The 17,048-nt window shown below is 68.5% G+C and carries 20 protein-coding genes; 14 read left to right on the plus strand and 6 right to left on the minus strand.

What is annotated here, in order from left to right; translation table 11 throughout:
- Positions 1 to 51 precede the first annotated feature (51 nt).
- Positions 52 to 501: a DUF4282 domain-containing protein gene (locus Q0M60_RS05155; protein ID WP_296816809.1), complete on the minus strand. Its 450-nt coding sequence runs from the start codon at positions 499 to 501 to the stop codon at positions 52 to 54.
- Between the two features lie 63 nt (positions 502 to 564).
- The gene (locus Q0M60_RS05160) at positions 565 to 777 is read right to left on the minus strand and encodes a DUF2945 domain-containing protein (RefSeq protein WP_296816811.1); all 213 of its coding nucleotides are present in this window, start codon (positions 775 to 777) and stop codon (positions 565 to 567) included.
- 133 nt (positions 778 to 910) lie between these two features.
- On the opposite strand from Q0M60_RS05160, the gene Q0M60_RS05165 reads away from it, so the two are divergent.
- Positions 911 to 2,131: an NADP-dependent isocitrate dehydrogenase gene (locus Q0M60_RS05165; RefSeq protein ID WP_296816813.1), complete on the plus strand. Its 1,221-nt coding sequence runs from the start codon at positions 911 to 913 to the stop codon at positions 2,129 to 2,131.
- A gap of 68 nt (positions 2,132 to 2,199) precedes the next feature.
- Positions 2,200 to 3,003 (plus strand): DUF2939 domain-containing protein, encoded by an 804-nt coding sequence (locus Q0M60_RS05170; protein WP_296816816.1) that lies wholly within the window; start codon positions 2,200 to 2,202, stop codon positions 3,001 to 3,003.
- On the opposite strand, the gene Q0M60_RS05175 is transcribed toward Q0M60_RS05170, so the two are convergent.
- A complete protein-coding gene (locus Q0M60_RS05175) occupies positions 3,000 to 4,724 on the minus strand; it encodes an ATP-binding protein (RefSeq protein WP_296816819.1) in 1,725 nt (574 codons plus the stop codon). The two genes, Q0M60_RS05170 and Q0M60_RS05175, sit on opposite strands and share 4 nt — an antisense overlap.
- A gap of 116 nt (positions 4,725 to 4,840) precedes the next feature.
- Between Q0M60_RS05175 and Q0M60_RS05180 the strand changes: the two genes are divergently transcribed.
- The 6 genes from Q0M60_RS05180 to phoB all read left to right on the plus strand — a co-directional run bounded on the left by Q0M60_RS05180 (position 4,841) and on the right by phoB (position 11,252).
- On the plus strand, positions 4,841 to 6,238 hold the full coding sequence (locus Q0M60_RS05180) for an ATP-binding protein (protein WP_296816821.1): 1,398 nt from the start codon (positions 4,841 to 4,843) through the stop codon (positions 6,236 to 6,238).
- 81 nt (positions 6,239 to 6,319) lie between these two features.
- Positions 6,320 to 7,756: a phosphate ABC transporter permease subunit PstC gene (gene pstC / locus Q0M60_RS05185; RefSeq protein ID WP_296816823.1), complete on the plus strand. Its 1,437-nt coding sequence runs from the start codon at positions 6,320 to 6,322 to the stop codon at positions 7,754 to 7,756.
- On the plus strand, positions 7,749 to 9,017 hold the full coding sequence (gene pstA, locus Q0M60_RS05190; protein WP_296816827.1) for a phosphate ABC transporter permease PstA: 1,269 nt from the start codon (positions 7,749 to 7,751) through the stop codon (positions 9,015 to 9,017). The genes pstC and pstA overlap by 8 nt, the downstream gene beginning before the upstream one ends.
- Positions 9,011 to 9,844 (plus strand): phosphate ABC transporter ATP-binding protein PstB, encoded by an 834-nt coding sequence (pstB, locus tag Q0M60_RS05195; protein WP_296816830.1) that lies wholly within the window; start codon positions 9,011 to 9,013, stop codon positions 9,842 to 9,844. Before pstA ends, pstB begins: the two co-directional genes overlap by 7 nt.
- The gene (phoU, locus tag Q0M60_RS05200) at positions 9,841 to 10,563 is read left to right on the plus strand and encodes a phosphate signaling complex protein PhoU (RefSeq protein ID WP_296816833.1); all 723 of its coding nucleotides are present in this window, start codon (positions 9,841 to 9,843) and stop codon (positions 10,561 to 10,563) included. The genes pstB and phoU overlap by 4 nt, the downstream gene beginning before the upstream one ends.
- The gene (gene phoB / locus Q0M60_RS05205) at positions 10,560 to 11,252 is read left to right on the plus strand and encodes a phosphate regulon transcriptional regulator PhoB (RefSeq protein WP_296816835.1); all 693 of its coding nucleotides are present in this window, start codon (positions 10,560 to 10,562) and stop codon (positions 11,250 to 11,252) included. The genes phoU and phoB overlap by 4 nt, the downstream gene beginning before the upstream one ends.
- Positions 11,253 to 11,341: 89 nt before the next feature.
- On the opposite strand, the gene Q0M60_RS05210 is transcribed toward phoB, so the two are convergent.
- Genes Q0M60_RS05210 through Q0M60_RS05220 form a run of 3 tightly spaced genes read right to left on the minus strand, consistent with a single transcriptional unit; the run spans position 11,342 to position 12,832 of the window.
- Positions 11,342 to 11,869, minus strand: a complete 528-nt coding sequence (locus Q0M60_RS05210; RefSeq protein ID WP_296816838.1) for a TadE/TadG family type IV pilus assembly protein — start codon at positions 11,867 to 11,869, stop codon at positions 11,342 to 11,344.
- Positions 11,866 to 12,384 carry a TadE/TadG family type IV pilus assembly protein gene (locus Q0M60_RS05215; RefSeq protein ID WP_296816841.1) on the minus strand — a complete coding sequence of 173 codons (519 nt, stop codon included), beginning with the start codon at positions 12,382 to 12,384 and terminating at the stop codon, positions 11,866 to 11,868. Before Q0M60_RS05215 ends, Q0M60_RS05210 begins: the two co-directional genes overlap by 4 nt.
- Before the next feature lie 34 nt (positions 12,385 to 12,418).
- Positions 12,419 to 12,832 carry a pilus assembly protein N-terminal domain-containing protein gene (locus Q0M60_RS05220; RefSeq protein WP_296816844.1) on the minus strand — a complete coding sequence of 138 codons (414 nt, stop codon included), beginning with the start codon at positions 12,830 to 12,832 and terminating at the stop codon, positions 12,419 to 12,421.
- A 312-nt stretch (positions 12,833 to 13,144) separates the two neighbouring features.
- On the opposite strand from Q0M60_RS05220, the gene Q0M60_RS05225 reads away from it, so the two are divergent.
- The 6 genes from Q0M60_RS05225 to Q0M60_RS05250 form a co-directional block, all read left to right on the plus strand.
- Positions 13,145 to 13,324 carry a Flp family type IVb pilin gene (locus Q0M60_RS05225; RefSeq protein ID WP_296816846.1) on the plus strand — a complete coding sequence of 60 codons (180 nt, stop codon included), beginning with the start codon at positions 13,145 to 13,147 and terminating at the stop codon, positions 13,322 to 13,324.
- 229 nt (positions 13,325 to 13,553) lie between these two features.
- Positions 13,554 to 13,733 (plus strand): Flp family type IVb pilin, encoded by a 180-nt coding sequence (locus Q0M60_RS05230; RefSeq protein WP_296816848.1) that lies wholly within the window; start codon positions 13,554 to 13,556, stop codon positions 13,731 to 13,733.
- A gap of 126 nt (positions 13,734 to 13,859) precedes the next feature.
- Entirely contained in the window at positions 13,860 to 14,372 is a 513-nt protein-coding gene (locus tag Q0M60_RS05235) for a prepilin peptidase (RefSeq protein ID WP_296816850.1), read from the plus strand.
- Between the two features lie 83 nt (positions 14,373 to 14,455).
- Positions 14,456 to 15,373 (plus strand): Flp pilus assembly protein CpaB, encoded by a 918-nt coding sequence (gene cpaB / locus Q0M60_RS05240; RefSeq protein ID WP_296816852.1) that lies wholly within the window; start codon positions 14,456 to 14,458, stop codon positions 15,371 to 15,373.
- A gap of 5 nt (positions 15,374 to 15,378) precedes the next feature.
- Complete coding sequence (locus Q0M60_RS05245) at positions 15,379 to 16,797, plus strand: type II and III secretion system protein family protein (protein ID WP_296816854.1); 1,419 nt, start codon at positions 15,379 to 15,381, stop codon at positions 16,795 to 16,797.
- Positions 16,798 to 16,806: 9 nt separating this feature from the next.
- Positions 16,807 to 17,048 (plus strand): CpaD family pilus assembly lipoprotein (locus Q0M60_RS05250; protein WP_296816857.1); only part of this gene is annotated, 242 nt, incomplete at its 3' end.

A 17,048-nucleotide genomic window follows, 5' to 3' on the forward strand; every position in this document is an offset into this window, starting at 1 on the left:
GAAGACCCGGACGCGCCGCTTCCGATCGATCCGCCGGACGCGCGCTGACGCCTAGATTTTGCTGAGAAGGTCGTCGTCGGGCCCGGGCCGCTCGTCCGGCGCCGCCGGTGGCGGCGGTGTCGCGGGCCGCTGGTGATCCTGTTCAACATAGGCGCGCATCACCCGCAGGTCGTCGGCGATCCGGAAAATGGCGACGTAGAACTCGCAGAACGAGCGCCACAGCAGCGCGGCCACGGCCAGCACCAGAAAGCCCGCCACCATCACCGGCACGGCCAGGAACCACTTCCAGATGTCCGGCTCGCGCAGGGCCACGCCGACCGCGCCGCCGACGATGGAGAAGCCGCCGAGCACCAGCAGGGCCAGGCCGGCCCAGTAGATGAGGTGGATCACCGGACCGGTCATCAGCCGGTCGAAGGTGATGAAATTCCAGAACAGTTCGCCCGGCGACACCCGCTTGAAGGCGTCGATCGAGGAGGGTCGGGACTTTTTGGACGGCGCCATCTGTTCGCTCCGGACGGGAACACCCTGGGGTAACAGCGCCGACCGTCCGGCGCAACGCGGGCCTCAGGCCTTGCGAAGTTCGTCAGGCTTGTGGGCCGCGCGGGCGCCCGTCTTTCCGCTCTCGACCATGTACTCGGGATTGTCCTTGGAGGCGGCCACCTTGTGGCCTTTGATCTTCGTCGGCGAGGTGAGCTTTCGCACCACCTTGCCCTCGGTCGTTCCCTGGCTGTGGTCCCACTTCACCTTGTCGCCGGACTTGAAGGTCTTGTCGGTCATGGGCGGCTCCCGAGTTCAAGGACTCAAAGCCGTAGCGAACCGAGCGTTCCCCCTTAGAGGGGCCTTTGCGCCCGGAGCGCGGCCTCGCTATACCGCCCGCCACCTTCCCAATCCGACGACGAAAGAGCGCTTCATGGCCAAGATCAAGGTCGCCAACCCCATCGTGGACATCGACGGCGACGAGATGACCCGGATCATCTGGCAGATGATCAAGGACAAGCTGGTCTTCCCCTATCTGGACCTGGAGCTCGACTACTACGACCTCGGCATGGAGAACCGCGACGCCACCGACGATCAGGTGACGATCGACGCGGCCGAGGCGATCAAGCGCCACGGCGTGGGCGTGAAGTGCGCCACCATCACCCCGGACGAGGCCCGGGTGAAGGAGTTCAACCTCAAGAAGATGTGGAAGTCGCCGAACGGCACCATCCGCAACATCCTGGGCGGCGTCGTCTTCCGCGAACCGATCATCTGCTCGAACGTGCCGCGCCTGGTGCCCGGCTGGACCCAGCCGATTGTCGTCGGCCGCCACGCCTTCGGCGACCAGTACAAGGCCACCGACTTCCTGATGCCGGGCGCCGGCACGCTCTCGATCAAGTTCGTCGGCGACGACGGCCAGGTCATCGAGCACGAGGTCTACAAGTCCCCGGGCGCCGGCGTGGCCATGGGCATGTACAACCTGGACGACTCGATCATCGAGTTCGCCCGGGCCAGCTTCGCCTACGGCCTGAACCGCAACTATCCGGTCTATCTGTCGACCAAGAACACCATCCTCAAGGCCTATGACGGCCGCTTCAAGGACCTGTTCCAGAAGGTTTTCGACGAGGAGTTCAAGGCCGAGTTCGACAAGCGCGGTCTGACCTACGAGCACCGCCTGATCGACGACATGGTGGCCGCGGCCATCAAGTGGTCGGGCGGCTTCGTTTGGGCCTGCAAGAACTACGATGGCGACGTGCAGTCCGACGTGGTGGCCCAGGGCTTCGGCTCGCTGGGCCTGATGACCTCGGTCCTGATGACCCCGGACGGCAAGGTCCTGGAATCCGAGGCCGCCCACGGCACCGTGACGCGCCACTACCGCCAGCACCAGAAGGGCGAGGCGACCTCGACCAACTCGATCGCCTCGATCTACGCCTGGACCCGTGGCTTCAAGCACCGCGGCAAGCTGGACGGCAACCAGGCCCTGATCGACTTCGCCGAGACAATGGAGCGCGTCGTCGTGGAGACGGTCGAGGCCGGCTACATGACCAAGGACCTGGCGCTGCTCGTCGGCGACCAGCAGGGATGGCTGACCACCGAGGGCTTCATCGACAAGGTCGCCGAGAACCTGAACGCGGCCATGGCCAAGGCCGCCTGATCCCGGCGACTCGCGTCAGCGGCGACCGGCCTTCCGTGCGCCGCAAACTTGGGGCTTAACTGCGTTCGATGAGCAGACGTATCGAACGCAGCGCCTCGGACATTGGCCCGGCCCTCGAGGAGATCGAGGCCGGTTCGGCCGACGAGATCGATCTCACTCGCGACGGTCGTACCGTCGCCAGGCTGGTCCGGCCCGGTCACGAGCCCGAAGCGCCCCTGATGGCGCGCAGCTATGCCTGGGACGGTCCGCGCTCGCGCCGCCGGCGAGACGGCGGCGGATCCTTCGGGAGATTTCTGGCCAATCTGATCGGGTTGGCGGTGGTCGGCGGGTTGCTGGCGTTCGTGCTCGCCCCCGGCTGGGCCTTCTTCTCGCTGAGATCCGCAGCCATCACCGGCGACGTGCCCGGATTGGCTGAGCTGGTCGATTACGGCGCCGTGCGGTCGTCCCTGCGGCCGCAGCTGACCGACGATCCCCAGGCCGATGCGCCGGCGCCCTCCTTCATCGAGGATCCCATCGGCGCCATCCGCCGTCGGTTGGGCGACTCCGCTCCTGCGCCTGACATCGACGCCTATCTGACGCCGCAGGCCCTGGCCGCCCTGACTTTCGGAGAAGGCCGCTATGCTTCCGAGCGGTCGCGGCCCGGTTCGCCGCCGCCGGCGGCCGACCCCTACGGCCAGCCCTGGCCGCGTGTCCTGCACTGGAGTCCCGATCGCGCTCGCTTCGGCGTCCGCGACGACGGCGGCTCCGAGACCGTCTTCACCTTCCGGCGCGAAGGGCTGTTCGGCTGGAAGCTGAGCCACATCGGCCTGCCCGAGGGCAACGGGCCAGGCGGCGAGTCCGAGGCGCCCGAAGGTCCGCCTCAGGCCGGCTAGGCCGCGCGAACCGCTCCCAACGCCGGCGCAGCCGGAGCACTTGCCATTTCCCGGACGGCATCCAGCAGCGCCTGGGCGCTGATCGGCTTGGCCAGGTGGCGGTCCGCGCCCGCCGCGCCCGCGGCTTCCACATGTTCGGGCAGGGCGGTTGCCGTCAGCAAGAACACGGGCGTGCGAGCCTTGCCGGACCCGCCATCCAGGTCGCGGATCGCCCGCGTCGCCGACAGCCCGTCCATCACCGGCATCTGCATGTCCATCAGGACAAGGTCGAAGGCCATGGTGTCGAAGGCGTCCACCGCCTGGGCCCCGTTCTCGGCCATGGTGAGGGCCACTCCGGCCTGCGACAGGATCAGCTCGATAACCTTGCGGTTGGTCGGATGGTCGTCGGCCAGAAGCACCCGGATCGGCCGCTGGTCCTCTTCCTCTTGGACCGGCGCGGCCACGACCGGTTCCGGCGCTTCGGTGAGGGCCAGAGGCAGGGTCACGATGAAGGCCGAGCCGCCGCCGACCTCGCTTTCGCAGTCCAGGTCGCCGCCCATCATGTCGGCGAGCTGGCGGCAGATGGCCAGGCCCAGCCCCGAGCCGCCGAACCGGCGCGTGATCGAACCGTCGGCCTGCTCGAACCGCGCGAACAACCGGTCGCGATGGGCCGCGTCGAAGCCGACGCCGGTGTCTTCGACCGTGAAGCGAAAAACGCTGCGCCCGTCGCGGTCGGCGGCCCGCTCGGCGGTCAGCCTCACGAAGCCCGACTGGGTGAACTTGACCGCGTTGGAAACCAGATTGGTCAGGATCTGCTTGAAGCGGACAACGTCTCCCGTCACCCAGGTCTGGGCCTCCGGGGCGATGTCCACGAAGAACTGCAGTCCCTTGGCCCTTGCGGGCGCGCCGTAGAGCTGGGCCGCCTCGCGCACCGCCTTGCCGATGTCGAACGGCGTCTCCGAGAGGGTCAGGCGCCCGGATTCGACCCTCGCCAGATCCAGAATGTCGGAGAGGAGCTGTTGCAGCGTCTCGCCCGAGGCCGAGATCAGATCCAGCATCTCGCGCTGGTCCTCGTCGAGCTCCGTCTTGGCCAGCACCTCGGCGACCCCGAGAATGCCGTTCAACGGCGTGCGGATCTCGTGGCTCATATTGGCCAGGAATTCGCTCTTGGCCCGGTTGGCGCTCTCGGCGGAATCGCGGGCGCGGGCCAGGTCGCGCGCCGCGCCCTTCAGGTCGCTGACGTCGACGATGGTCGAGACGGTGCCGCCGAACCGGCCGCGCCGGTCCTGAATGCGCAGCCAGCGGCCATCGACCATCTGCTGCTCAACGGGGTCTCCGCAGGCGCGGCGCGCGGCCATGCGCTCGGCCAGCCAGTCTTCCTCGCGTCCGACGGCCTCCGGATAGTCGCCGCGTTCCAGCCCGATGCGCAGGATTTCCTCGAAGGAAATCCCCCGGACCAGCCGGTCGGCGATTTCGGGCACGGTCCGCTGGTACTGGGCGTTCCAGACCACCAGCCGGTCCTCGTCGTCGTAGTAGGCCAGCCCGTCGGTCATGGCCTCCAGCGCTTCCTGGAGGCGGTGCAGGGCCAGCTGCTCGCCGGGATCGGCCAGGACGCTGGCGTCGCCGCGCCGGCGGTGAATCAGGCTGGCCGCCAGCCCTCCGGCCGCGGCCCCGCCGACGCCCGCGAGCGCGGTCGGCAGCCAGGACCCGACAAGAGCCAGGATTGACGTGGATTCCAGCAAGAGACGCCCCGGATTGAGGCGGCCAGCCTAGCCGGAGCGCATGAACAAACCGTATGTCTCCCATACTCGCGTTCCCGCAAGCCAGGCCCTATCGTCGGCAGCGGAGACCCGAATTCATGCCTTCCCCCCCGACGCCCTCGGTGAACTGGGCCGCAAGTCAGGCCTGGCCGATCGCCCTTGGGCTGGCGGCGATAGGGCTGCTGCTCGCCGGGCTGACGTCCGAGGCCGCCTGGCTATGGCTGGGGGCGGCGGTTGCGGGGGCCTCGGGCGCCTGGGCAGGCTGGCGGTCGCGGCGACCCGCGGGCCCCGCGCCCGTCACGCCAGATCCGCAGGCCGGCCAGGCTGAGGCTCTGTGGCGTGCGGCCCTGGAGCGCCTCCCGGATCCGGTATTGATCGTGGAGGGCGGGGACCCCGAGGACGTCTCGGCCCAGCGCATCCGCTTCGCCAACGAACAGGCCCGTTCCCAGTTGCGCATCTTCGGGGAGCGCGCCGTCCTCGTCTCGGTCCTGCGCGATCCCGAGGCGCTGGAGGCCATCGACGAAGCCCTGTTCGGAGGCCTGACGCGAGACATCGGCTTTTCGGCTGGGGGGGCCCAGGAGCGCGTGTGGCGGCTGTCGGCCACGCCGCTGCCGCCCGGGAAGGAGGACGCCCCCCAGGTCCTCGTGCGGCTCCGGGACGACACCGAGGCGGCGCGCATGGAGCGGATGCGCGCCGACTTCCTCGCCAACGCCAGCCACGAGCTGAAGACGCCCCTGGCCTCCCTGGCCGGCTTCATCGAAACCTTGAAGGGTCATGCGCGGGACGATGATCGCGCCCGTGACCGCTTCCTGGACATCATGACCGCCCAGACAGCGCGAATGAGCCGGCTGATCGCCGACCTGCTGTCCCTCAGCCGGATCGAGCTGAACGAGCACGTGCCGCCGTCCGGACGGGTCGACGTGGCCCTGACCGCCACCGATGTCGTCGACGCCCTGGCCCCGGTCATCCAGGCGCGCGGATCCCGGGTGGAGGTTTCGGCCCCCGCGGCCGGGACCGCCGTTGTGGCGGGTGAGCGAGACCAGATATTCCAGGTGGTCCAGAACCTGACGGAGAATGCGGTCCGCTATTCTCCGGACGGGGCGGTCGTTCGGCTGAACGTCGAAACCGATCTCGACCTGCGGTCGGCCCAGGCGGCGCAGCGGCCCGGCGCGCCGCGCTTGGCGCTGCTCACTCCGGATCGTGACGAGGCGGCTCGCTACGTCCGGGTGACGGTGACCGACGCCGGCCGGGGCCTCGCGCGCCAGCACCTGCCCCGCCTGACGGAGCGCTTCTTCCGGGTCGAGGGCCAGAAAAGCGGCGGCGAGGCGGGCACGGGGCTTGGCCTGTCGATCGTCAAACACATCGTCAACCGCCACCGTGGGGGGTTGATCGTGGAGAGCGCCGAGGGCGAGGGTTCGACCTTTATCGTCTACCTGCCGATGAGCCCGCCGCGCGCCTCGGCGGGACGTCGCAACAAAACCGTCACGGAACTGTAATGATCCCGGAACGTCGCGCGGGCAGTTAGCGCCTGCGCGCCAGTCCTGCCGGCGCACGCTCGTTCGGGCCTTCCGACCTTTATGATTCCTGCCGTTCTCCTGGCCCTGTTCGCCTTCTCGATCGGCGTCTACGCCCTGGCGCGCAAGCGCGCCGCGGCCATGGCGGCCGATGGGCCACGACCTCATTCGCGGCCTCGGCAGCACGCCACCCTGGCCGCAATCTGGGCGGCGATCCCGGCCCTGATCCTGCTGGCGGTGCTGTCGCTTGGCGGACCGCGCATCGCCACGGCGGTGACGTGGAACGACCTGCCTGAAGGCGCGCAACTGTTGCAGGAGCCGCTTCGCTCCCAGTTCCAGATCGACGCGACCGTGATCTCCCATGGCGGCCAGCCCTCGGCGGTGACCTATCCGCCCGCCGCCGCCGCCGATCTCCAGGCCCACGCCGCGCGGATTCGGGATCTGGAGGGCATGCTCCGGCTCGGAGGCGTCGTGGCCGCGCTCGCGGCGGCGGTGCTGGGCGCGGGGTTCGCCTTCCTGCGTCAGCGTCGCGAATTCCGCGCGCGCAACGCTGTCGAAGGCTGGGTTTCGGGTCTCCTGATCCTCTGTTCGGCGGTCGCGGTCCTGACCACGGGCGGCATTGTGCTGTCGTTGGTCTGGGAATCGCTGCGGTTCTTTCAGACCGTGTCGCCGCTGGAATTCCTGACCGGGACCCACTGGAGCCCGCAGATCGCCATCCGCTCGGATCAGGTCGGCTCGACCGGAGGCTTCGGCGCCCTGCCGCTCTTCGTCGGTACCTTCCTGATCATGGTCATCGCCATGATCGTGGCCGCGCCCATCGGCCTGATGTCGGCGATCTACCTGTCCGAATACGCCAGCCGCTTCCAGCGCGCCTGGATCAAGCCGGTGCTCGAGGTGCTGGCCGGGGTGCCGACGGTAGTCTACGGCTTCTTCGCGGCCCTGACCGTCGGTCCCGCCTTCCGGAGCTTTTTCAACGGGATCGGCGGCCAGCTCGTGGGCGGCCCGTTCAATGACCTCGGCCTCTATCTGCTGGGCGTCCAGAACCAGATGGCGCTCGTCGCCGGGGTGGTGATGGGCGTGATGCTCATCCCGTTTGTCTCGTCACTGTCCGACGACATCATCAACGCCGTGCCCCAGTCGCTGCGCGACGGCAGCTACGCCATGGGCGCGACGCGGTCCGAGACGATCAGGAAGGTGGTGCTGCCCGCCGCGCTCCCGGGCGTGGCCGGGGCCTTCCTGCTGGCGGTCAGCCGGGCGATCGGCGAGACGATGATCGTCACCATGGCCGCCGGCCTGCAGGCGCGCATGACCCTCAATCCTCTGGAAAGCGTCACGACGGTGACCGTCCAGATCGTCACCCTCCTGACCGGCGACCAGGAGTTCGACAGCCCCAAGACCCTGTCGGCCTTCGGTCTCGGCCTGACGCTCTTCGCCGTCACCCTGATCCTGAACGTCATCGCGCTTCGGATCGTTCAGGCCTATCGGGAACAGTATGACTAACCGCGCCGACATTCGCGCCGCGGTCGAGGCCCGGCTCAAGCGCCGCCACGCGGCGGAGCGGCGATTCCGTCTCTACGGGGTGCTCGCCATCGCGATCGCCATCGGGTTTCTGGCCATCCTGCTCGGCAGGGTGATCCAGCAGGGGCACACGGCCTTCTGGACCCACTCGGTCAGCCTTCCGGTGCTGGTCGACCCGGCCCGTGTCGATCCCGCCTATCCGGCCGGGGCCAACTTCGACCGGATGATCGCCGAGCAGCTGGCCGAGCGGCTCGGGGCGGGCTCCGATCCGGAGGACGTCGATCAGGTCCGGGGTCTGCTCTCGCCGGACATGGGCTTCCAGCTGTCGGCGCGGCTCCGGGATGATCCGTCGCTGGTCGGTCAGACCATCTCCATCGACGCGCCGGTGAGCGACGACGCCGACCTCTATCTCAAGGGCGAGATCGAGCGCGCCACGGCCGAGGACGAGCGCACCCTGTCCGACCGTCAGCTCGACTGGCTCGAGAGCATGCGCGAAGAGGGCCTGATCGAGGCGCAGTTCAACTCCGGCTTCTTCACCCGCTCCGACTCCACCCAGCCGGAAACGGCCGGCCTGCTCGGCGCCGTCGTCGGGTCGGCGCTCATGCTGCTGGTGACCGCCGTCCTGGCCATCCCTCTCGGCGTCGGCGCGGCGGTCTGGCTCGAGGAATTCGCGCCGAAGAACCGCTGGACCGAGATCATCGAGGTGAACATCAACAACCTCGCGGCGGTGCCTTCGATCGTCTACGGCCTGCTCGGCCTCGCCGTCTTTATCGGCTGGATGGGCCTGCCCCGGTCTTCGCCGCTTGTCGGGGGCATTGTGCTGGCGCTGATGGCCCTGCCGACCGTGATCATCGCCACCCGCGCCTCGTTGAAGGCCGTGCCGCCCTCGATTCGCGACGCTGCCCTGGCGCTTGGCGCGTCCCGCACACAGACCGTCTTCTCGCACGTCCTGCCCCTGGCGCTGCCGGGCGTTATGACCGGCGCCATCATCTCCCTGGCCCATGCGCTGGGAGAAACCGCGCCGCTCCTGATGATCGGCATGGTCTCCTTCGTGCCCGGCGTGCCCGAGGGGATCATGTCGGCGTCCAGCGCCCTGCCGACCCAGATCTTCATCTGGGAGAACGCTTCGGAGTACGCGTTCCACGAACGCACCGCCGCGGCGATCATCGTGCTCCTCCTCTTCATGATCGTGATGAACGCCGTGGCCATCGTGCTGCGCAGCCGGCTCGAACGCAGATGGTGACCTCCATGGACAGCGCCCCGATCGACATCCGCCCGTCGGTGACCGCACCCGCGCGGCGCTCGGAAGCCGCCGAACCGAAGGTGCGCGTCAGCGACCTGAACGTCTTCTACGGCCCCAAGCAGGCCCTGTTCGACGTCTCGCTGGACATCGCCGACAACGCCGTGACGGCGCTGATCGGTCCGTCCGGCTGCGGCAAGTCGACCTTCCTGCGATGCCTCAACCGCATGAACGACACCATCCAGGGCGCCCGCGTCGAGGGCGACATCGTCATGGATGGTGAGCACATCAATGATCCCAAGCTGGACCCCGTCGCGCTGCGCGCGCGGGTCGGCATGGTGTTCCAGCGCCCGAACCCCTTCCCCAAGTCCATCTTCGAGAACGTGGCCTATGGCCCCCGCATCCATGGCCTGACCCGGTCGAAGGAGGAGCTGCGGGAGGTCGTCGAACGCGCCCTGCGCCGCGCGGGCCTCTGGGCCGAAGTCTCCGATCGGCTGGAGCAACCCGGCACCAGCCTCTCGGGCGGTCAGCAGCAGCGCCTGGTCATCGCGCGCGCCATCGCCGTCGATCCCGAGGTCATTCTGATGGATGAGCCCTGCTCGGCGCTCGATCCCATCGCCACGGCCCGCATTGAAGAGCTGATCGACGAACTGCGCGAGCAGTACTGCATCGTCATCGTGACCCACTCGATGGCCCAGGCGGCCCGGGTCTCGCAACACACCGCCTTCTTCCACCTGGGCCGGATCGTCGAGACCGGCCCGACCGACGAACTCTTCACCAATCCGCGCGACCCGCGCACGCTCGACTACATCACCGGACGCTTCGGATGAACCAGCACACCGTCAAGGCCTACGAGGACGAGCTCAACCAGCTCACCGCCGAGGTCACCCGCATGGGGGGTCTGGCGGAGGCCCAGATCGCCGACGCCGTCGAGTCCATGGCGCGGCGAGACATCGAACTCGCCCAGTCGGTCATCACCCGCGACGCGCGCCTCGACGAGATGCTGCGCGATATCGAGCGCAAGGCCATCCGGGTCATCGCGCTCCGCCAGCCCGTCGCCTCGGACCTGCGCCGCACCGTCGCGGCCATGAAGATCGCCAACGACCTGGAGCGCGTGGGCGACCTGGCCAAGAACGTCGCCAAGCGCGGCCTGGCGCTCATCGAGGCCGAGCCGATCGCGCCCCTGACCAAGTCGATCGAGCGGATGGGACGGCTGGTGACCTTGAGGATGAAGGCCGTGCTGGACGCCTACGCCAGCCTTCAGGTCGAGGGGGCGCTCAATGTCTGGTCGCACGACGACGACGTCGACGAGCACTACAACGCCCTTTTCCGCGAACTCCTCACCTACATGATGGCGGATCCGCGCACGATCACCTCCTGCGCCCACCTGCTCTTCATGGCCAAGAACCTGGAGCGGATCGGCGACCACGCCACCAATATCGCCGAAATGGTCCACTACGAGATCACCGGCGAGGAACTCGGCGCGGAGCGGCCCAAACAGTCCGAGCCGCACGCGATCAGCGGGGCTGAGACAGGAGAGGGCGAATGAGCACCCCCCGGATCCTGGTCGTAGAGGACGACGACGCCCTGGCGACCCTTGTCCAGTACAACCTTGAAAAGGAAGGCTACGACGTCGCCGTCGCCGGCGACGGCGAAGAGGGGCTCGTCCAGATCGACGAGCGCCTGCCGGATCTGGTCATACTCGACTGGATGCTGCCCAAGGTCTCGGGCATCGAGGTCTGCCGCCGGCTGCGGAGCCGGCCGGAGACGCGCAACATCCCTCTGATCATGCTGACCGCGCGCGGCGAGGAAAGCGACCGGGTCCGCGGCCTGGACACCGGCGCCGACGACTATCTGACCAAGCCGTTCTCCATCCCCGAGCTGGCGGCGCGCATCCGCGCCGTGCTGCGCCGCATCCGCCCGGGCTTGGCCGATGATAGGCTGACGCACGGCGACATCGTCGTGGACCGGGTCTCCCATCGGGTCAAACGCGGGGGCAAGGAGGTGCACCTCGGCCCGACCGAGTTCCGCCTGCTCGACTATCTGATGCAGCACCCCGGCCGGGTGTTCAGCCGCGAGCAGCTGCTCGACGCCGTCTGGGGCTCGGACGTCTACGTCGAGGCGCGCACCGTCGACGTCCACGTTGGTCGCCTACGCAAATCCCTGATGCAGCACTCGGACGTCGACCCCATCCGCACCGTCCGCTCCGCCGGCTATTCGCTGGACCTCGAGGGCTAGATTCCGCCGTCCGCCGGCAATGCGGAAAAGGCGGACAAGCCTGACCGAAAGGTCGAAAAGGCGAATGCGAGAATAGTGAAGCCCTGAGGCTACTCGAACGTGATGCGATCGACGCGGCGGGGGCGGAGGTAGTGGGTCTGGGAGAAGCGGGTCAGGCCGGGCATCATGTAATCGACCGGCGAGTCATAGTCGTAGGTGACCTCGCTCATGATCACGCTCTCGCCGTTGCCGACCAGGCCGGAGGGCAGGGTGACGGTCGAGGCGGCCGCGCGGGCCGTCATGCCGGAGCCGCGGCTCCAGTCCACCCGGGCGACCCCCGAGGAATCCACGGTCACGCTGCTGACACGCTGGGCCAGGGTCGTCGACGAAAAGGGTTTCAGCACGGTCGCCCCGACCGTGAAGATGTCGGCGATCTCGCCCGACGAGACAGCCTCATCCTGCGAGATCAGGTCGGCGATGATGGAGGCGACGTGCCCCACCCGCTTCTGCGCCATGTACCCCTGGCACAGCTCGGACAGGCCGAAATAGAAGGCGACCATCACCGGCGCGAGCATGGCGAACTCGACGGCCGAGACGCCGCGGCGGTCGCGCAGGAGTGTGAGCCAGGGCCGTCTCACTGATAGGGCTCGTTGCGAAAGGCCGTGGCTGACGACAGCACCACATTGCCGTCGTTCAGTCGGGACAGGCCCGCGGCCATGAAGGGGGTGAACAGCGGCTGCCGCCACCAGCTGCGCACCAGGATGATGTCCTCGGCGTCGCCGGGCTGGAAGGTCAGCTGGCCCTCGGAGAAGGTTCCGCCCGCCATCGGATCCGGCGCGCTGGGGTTGTTGAACTGCGGCAGGACGCGGACGTCGATGGAAAGCCGCGACTGGCAGTCGCCGCCGAAGATGCCCATGCGCTGACAGATCGCGGTCTTGAAGGTCGCCGCCGTGCCGCCGGTGGTCTGGATCTGGCCGGTGCGGATCAGTCGGCCCGCGTCCATAGCGGCGTTCTCGAGCGTCGAGGCCAGGACAAAGACCCGACCCAGCTCGAGGATGGCGAACATCATGAAGAAGAAGGGCAGGGCGACCATGGCGAACTCGAGCGCCGTCGCGCCGCCCCGCTCGGAGCGGAAGCGGCGGACGAACCCCATCAACTGTCGCGCGAACGCCCCCACGTCGCGGACCTCAGGGGGTCGTGGCGGGAGGCGTGGCCGCGCCGGCCGAGCCGCCGCCGCGCACGCTCGGCGCGCAGGTGGTCGAACAGGCCATGTCGGTCACGCTCGAGCCGCGCCAGACGCGGACCTGACCGGAGGAGGGGGCGCTGACCACCACCTCGCTCTCGTAGATGGTGCGGCCCAGGCCATCGAGGACCACGATCTCGGTCACGCCGAAGCCGCGGCCGCTGATGAACAGGGTGTGCTCGTCGACGACGGTGACGTCGGCGATCTGCGGATTGCCGACGACGACAGAGGACGCCGCGCCGCGCAGGTTGAGACGGGCGGTGTGGTCGATCTCGACGCTGAGCGGGCGGCTCTGGGCCAGCGCCGGCGAGGCGGCGGCGAGGCCGAGCAGCGAAAGGGCGACGATCATGCGGCGCATGGGGCCGACTCCGTGTGAATCTCGCGCACAGGCGCGTGAGCGCAGGGTCGGACGATTTCCTCAACAAACCTTCAACGGCCCCTCAAACCCTTGCCGTCCAAGCGATTGAGCAGGCGCAGCCAGCGCACGGTTAAGGGAGGTTTACAGTAAATATTCGTTCACCATAGAAAAACCGGTAGTCACCATCTTCGTTTTACTTGGACTTAAGGAAGGTGGGCGCATCCTCCTCGTGTGATCAGGGAAGGCGGGCGACCGGCCGAAACCCTGGCCAGGTGTTCAAAACGGTTGCTCATCAATCCAAGGAGAAGATCCATGTCCAAGTTCGTCACCAAGTTCCTGAACGACGAGTCCGGCGCCACCGCCATCGAGTATGGCCTGATCGCCGCCCTCATCGCCGTGGTCATCATCACGGCCGTCACCGCCCTCGGCTCGACCATCAAGACCAAGTTCAACGCGGTCGTGACCGGCATGGGCGGCACCGCCGGCGCCTAACGGCCGCCAGCAACGCCTAGTCAGGGGAAGGCCCCGGCGGAAACGCCGGGGCCTTTTCCTTTGGCCAATTATCAGGACGGTTAAGATCGATTCACAAAGTATTCGAGATTTACTCTCGGCTCTTTACTTGACGGTAAGGCAGATGGGGTCAGATGGTCGCGATCAGGGAAGGCGGGGGACCGACCCAACCCTGGCGAATGCAACGTGCATGGATCCAAGGAGAAGCCCCATGTCCAAGTTCGTCACCAAGTTCCTGAACGAAGAGTCCGGCGCCACCGCAATCGAGTACGGCCTGATCGCCTCCCTCATCGCGGTCGTCATCATTACCGCGGTCACCGCGCTCGGCAGCACGATCAAGACCAAGTTCAACGAGGTCGTGACCGGCATGGGCGGCACCGCCGGCGCCTAACGGCCCGACGACCGACCGAACAAGGGAGGGCCCCGGCGGAGACGCCGGGGCCCTTTCCGTTCGCGGTGACGGAAACTTTACGCGCCCCGCCTAGGGTCGCGCGTCTGTCCATACGGAGTCCGTCAGTTGGAGCTGACCCTGCTTCTTCTGCTCAGCGTCCTGCCCGCGCTCGTCATCGCCGCGGGGCTGAACGACCTGACCACCATGACCATCCCGAACTGGATGTCTCTGGGGCTGATCGGGGCCTTCTTTCCGACAGCGCTGGCGTTAGGCCTGGAGCCGACGCAGATCGCCTGGCACCTGGGCGTTGCCCTCATCGCCCTGTTCGCCGGCGCGGGCATGTTTGCGCTGAACTGGATCGGCGGCGGGGACGCCAAGTTGATGGCCGCGGCCTGTCTCTGGCTGGGCGTGGAGGGCTCGGGCATGTTTCTGCTGTGGACAGGGGTGGCCGGCGGCTTCTTCTGCCTCGGCCTGATCTTCGCGCGCGCCTACGCCCGGCCGTACGCTCACATGGGACCGCCCTGGGTCGGTCGCCTGCTCGAGCCCAAGGGGGATATCCCCTATGGCGTGGCGATCGCGCTCGGGGCGCTCATCGCCTTCCCGCAGAGCGCGCTGATGCAGGCGTTCGCGGGCGGCTGAGCCGTAAGCCAGCGTTAACCCGCGCCCTTCACCTTGGTCCCAAAGGTCGGATTCGCCTGATGCGGACTCCGCGGGGACAACGGATGAAGCCAGCTCGAATCATCGTCATCGCCGTCGCGGCGGTTTCGGCCATCGGCCTGGCCCTGGTCGTGCGCACCATGACCTCGGGCGGAGACGCCGCGCCGGCGGCGGCCGCCTCTCCGGCGCCGGAGATCGCGACGTCGCAGGTCCTGGTGGCCGCCCGTGATCTGGAGATCGGCGACCGGATCGAAAACGCCGACATGGAATGGCGCGCCTTCCCGCAGGAATCAGTCAATGCCGCCTGGATCGTCGAGGGCGCCTCCGCCATTCCGACCGAGCAGCGCGAAGGGGAGGCGGCGGTCGACGCCGCCCAGCCGTCGGGCTCCGGCGGCGCGACCGCCGAGGTGCAGCGCACCGCGGACCGCCTGACCGGCGGCGGCATCCGCGCCCAGGTCGTCGGCGCGGTGGTGCGCGAGCGGATCATGGCGGGCGAGCCGATCGTGGCCCGCAAGCTCGTCCGCGCCGGCCAGAGCGGCTATCTCGCGGTGGTGCTGTCGCCGGGCATGCGCGCCATGGCTCTGCGCGTCTCGGCCGAGACCGGCGCCGGCGGCTTCATCCTTCCGGGCGACCGCGTGGATGTGATCATGAGCCGGCGCGCCGAGGCGGAAGTCGACGGCCAGGGCGGCTATGTGACCGCGACCGTGCTGCGCAACGTCAAGGTCCTGGCCATGGGCGAGGTCACCGAGGTGGCCGACGGCGAACAGACCGTGGCGGCCACCACGGCCACGCTGGAGGTCACCGGCCGCGACGCCGAACTCCTCGCCTTCGCCCAGGCCCAGGGAGACCTCTATCTGGTCCTGCGCTCCTATGCGGACGCGGCCGAACCCTCCGGCGGCGCGATCCAGCAGGCCGCCTCCCCGACCGAGCGCTCCGTGCGGGTGTTCCGCAACGGCGAAGCCACCGTGGTGCCCCTGGGATGAGCATGATGCAGCCAATCCGATTCAGGGCGATCCTCGCCGCGGCCCTGGCCGGCGCCCTCGGCCTCGGCGCCCCCGCATCCGGGGTGCAGGCCCAGCAGGTCGTCCGCGTCGATGTGGGCGCGGCCGGCGCCCAGTCCCTGTCGCTGCCGCGTGGCGAGTCGGCGGTGATCGAACTTCCGGTCGACGCGCGCGACGTCCTGGTCTCGAACCCGGCCGTGGCCGACGCCGTGCTGCAGTCGCCGCGGCGGATCATCCTGATGGGCCTGGCCCCGGGCGCGACCGACGCCCTGTTCTTCGACGCGGCCGGCCGCCAGATTCTGACGCTTAATGTCCGCGTCGGCGCCTCGACCAATGCGCTGCAGGACACGATCTCGCGGCTCCTGCCCGGCTCCAACGTGCGGGCCGAGGCCGTCAACGGGGCCGTGATCCTGACCGGCGAGGTGGACAGCGACGCTGACGCAGAGCGCGCCCAGCGCGTCGCCGCGCAGTTCGTCGAGCGCCCCGAGCAGGTGCTGAACATGATCAGCGTACGCGGCTCGTCCCAGGTGATGGTGCAGGTCCGCGTCGTCGAGATGCAGCGCAACATCGTCGAACAGCTGGGTATCCGGCTGAACGGTTCGATCAATTCGGGCGGCGACCCGAGCTGGGTGCTGGCCAACACCCCGGGGTTCCCGGTCAATTCCGGCCAGATGGGCGGCGGCGCCTTCACCTTCAACTCGCCGGCGAGCCTGGGCGGTAACGGCCTGTCGGCCACCCTGCAGGCCTTCGAGCGCGTCGGCATCGTCCGGGTGCTGTCCGAGCCGCATGTGACGACCGTCTCGGGCGAGGAAGCCGACTTCCTGGCCGGCGGCGAGTTTCCCGTGCTGTCGGGCGTGGACGACCAGGGCAATCCCATCATCACCTTCCGCGACTTCGGCGTCGGCCTGAACGTCACCCCCGTGGTCCTGTCGGGCGGCCGCATATCGCTTCGGATGTCGGTCGAGGTTTCGGACCTGACCAACAACGGCGCCTTCTCGCTGGGCGTGGGCAACGGCAACACGCTGGTGGTGCCGGCCCTGAACGTCCGGCGTGTGTCCAACACCGTCGAGATCCCGTCGGGCCAGTCGCTGATGATCGGCGGCCTGCTTCAGTCGGTGACACGCGAGAACATCGACTCTCTGCCGGGCCTGACCGGCCTGCCGGTGCTGGGCGCCCTGTTCCGCTCGCGGGACTATCTGCAGGGCGAGACCGAACTGGTGGTCATCGTCACCCCCTACCTCGTCAACCCGACGGACCCGTCGCGTCTGCAAACGCCCGTCGACGGCCTGCAGATCGCCTCTGACGCCGAGACGATCTTCTTCGGCCGCCTCAACCGCGCCTACCGGCCCGATCAGCCCGCCCCGCAGGGCGCCTGGCAGGGTCCGGTCGGCTACGTCATCGAATAGGGCCCGCCCATGCTGAGACAGACAACCCTCACAGGCCTGGCTCTCGCGGCGGTGATGCTGGCGGCCTGCGGCGCGCCGGGCTCGGGGGGCGGACCTCAGCCGCTGGTCCCAACCGCCCGCTGGCAGCTCCGGGTCGAGCCGACGCTGGATCGAATCGCCTTGGCCGTCCACGAAACCGGCCTGTCCGCCCGTCAACAGGCCGCGCTGCGCGACCTCGCCTCCCGTTACGCCGCCGAGGGTGCGCCGGAGGT

The sequence above is a fragment of the Brevundimonas sp. genome, from assembly GCF_024711105.1.
In the GTDB taxonomy this organism is placed as follows: Bacteria; Pseudomonadota; Alphaproteobacteria; order Caulobacterales; family Caulobacteraceae; genus Brevundimonas.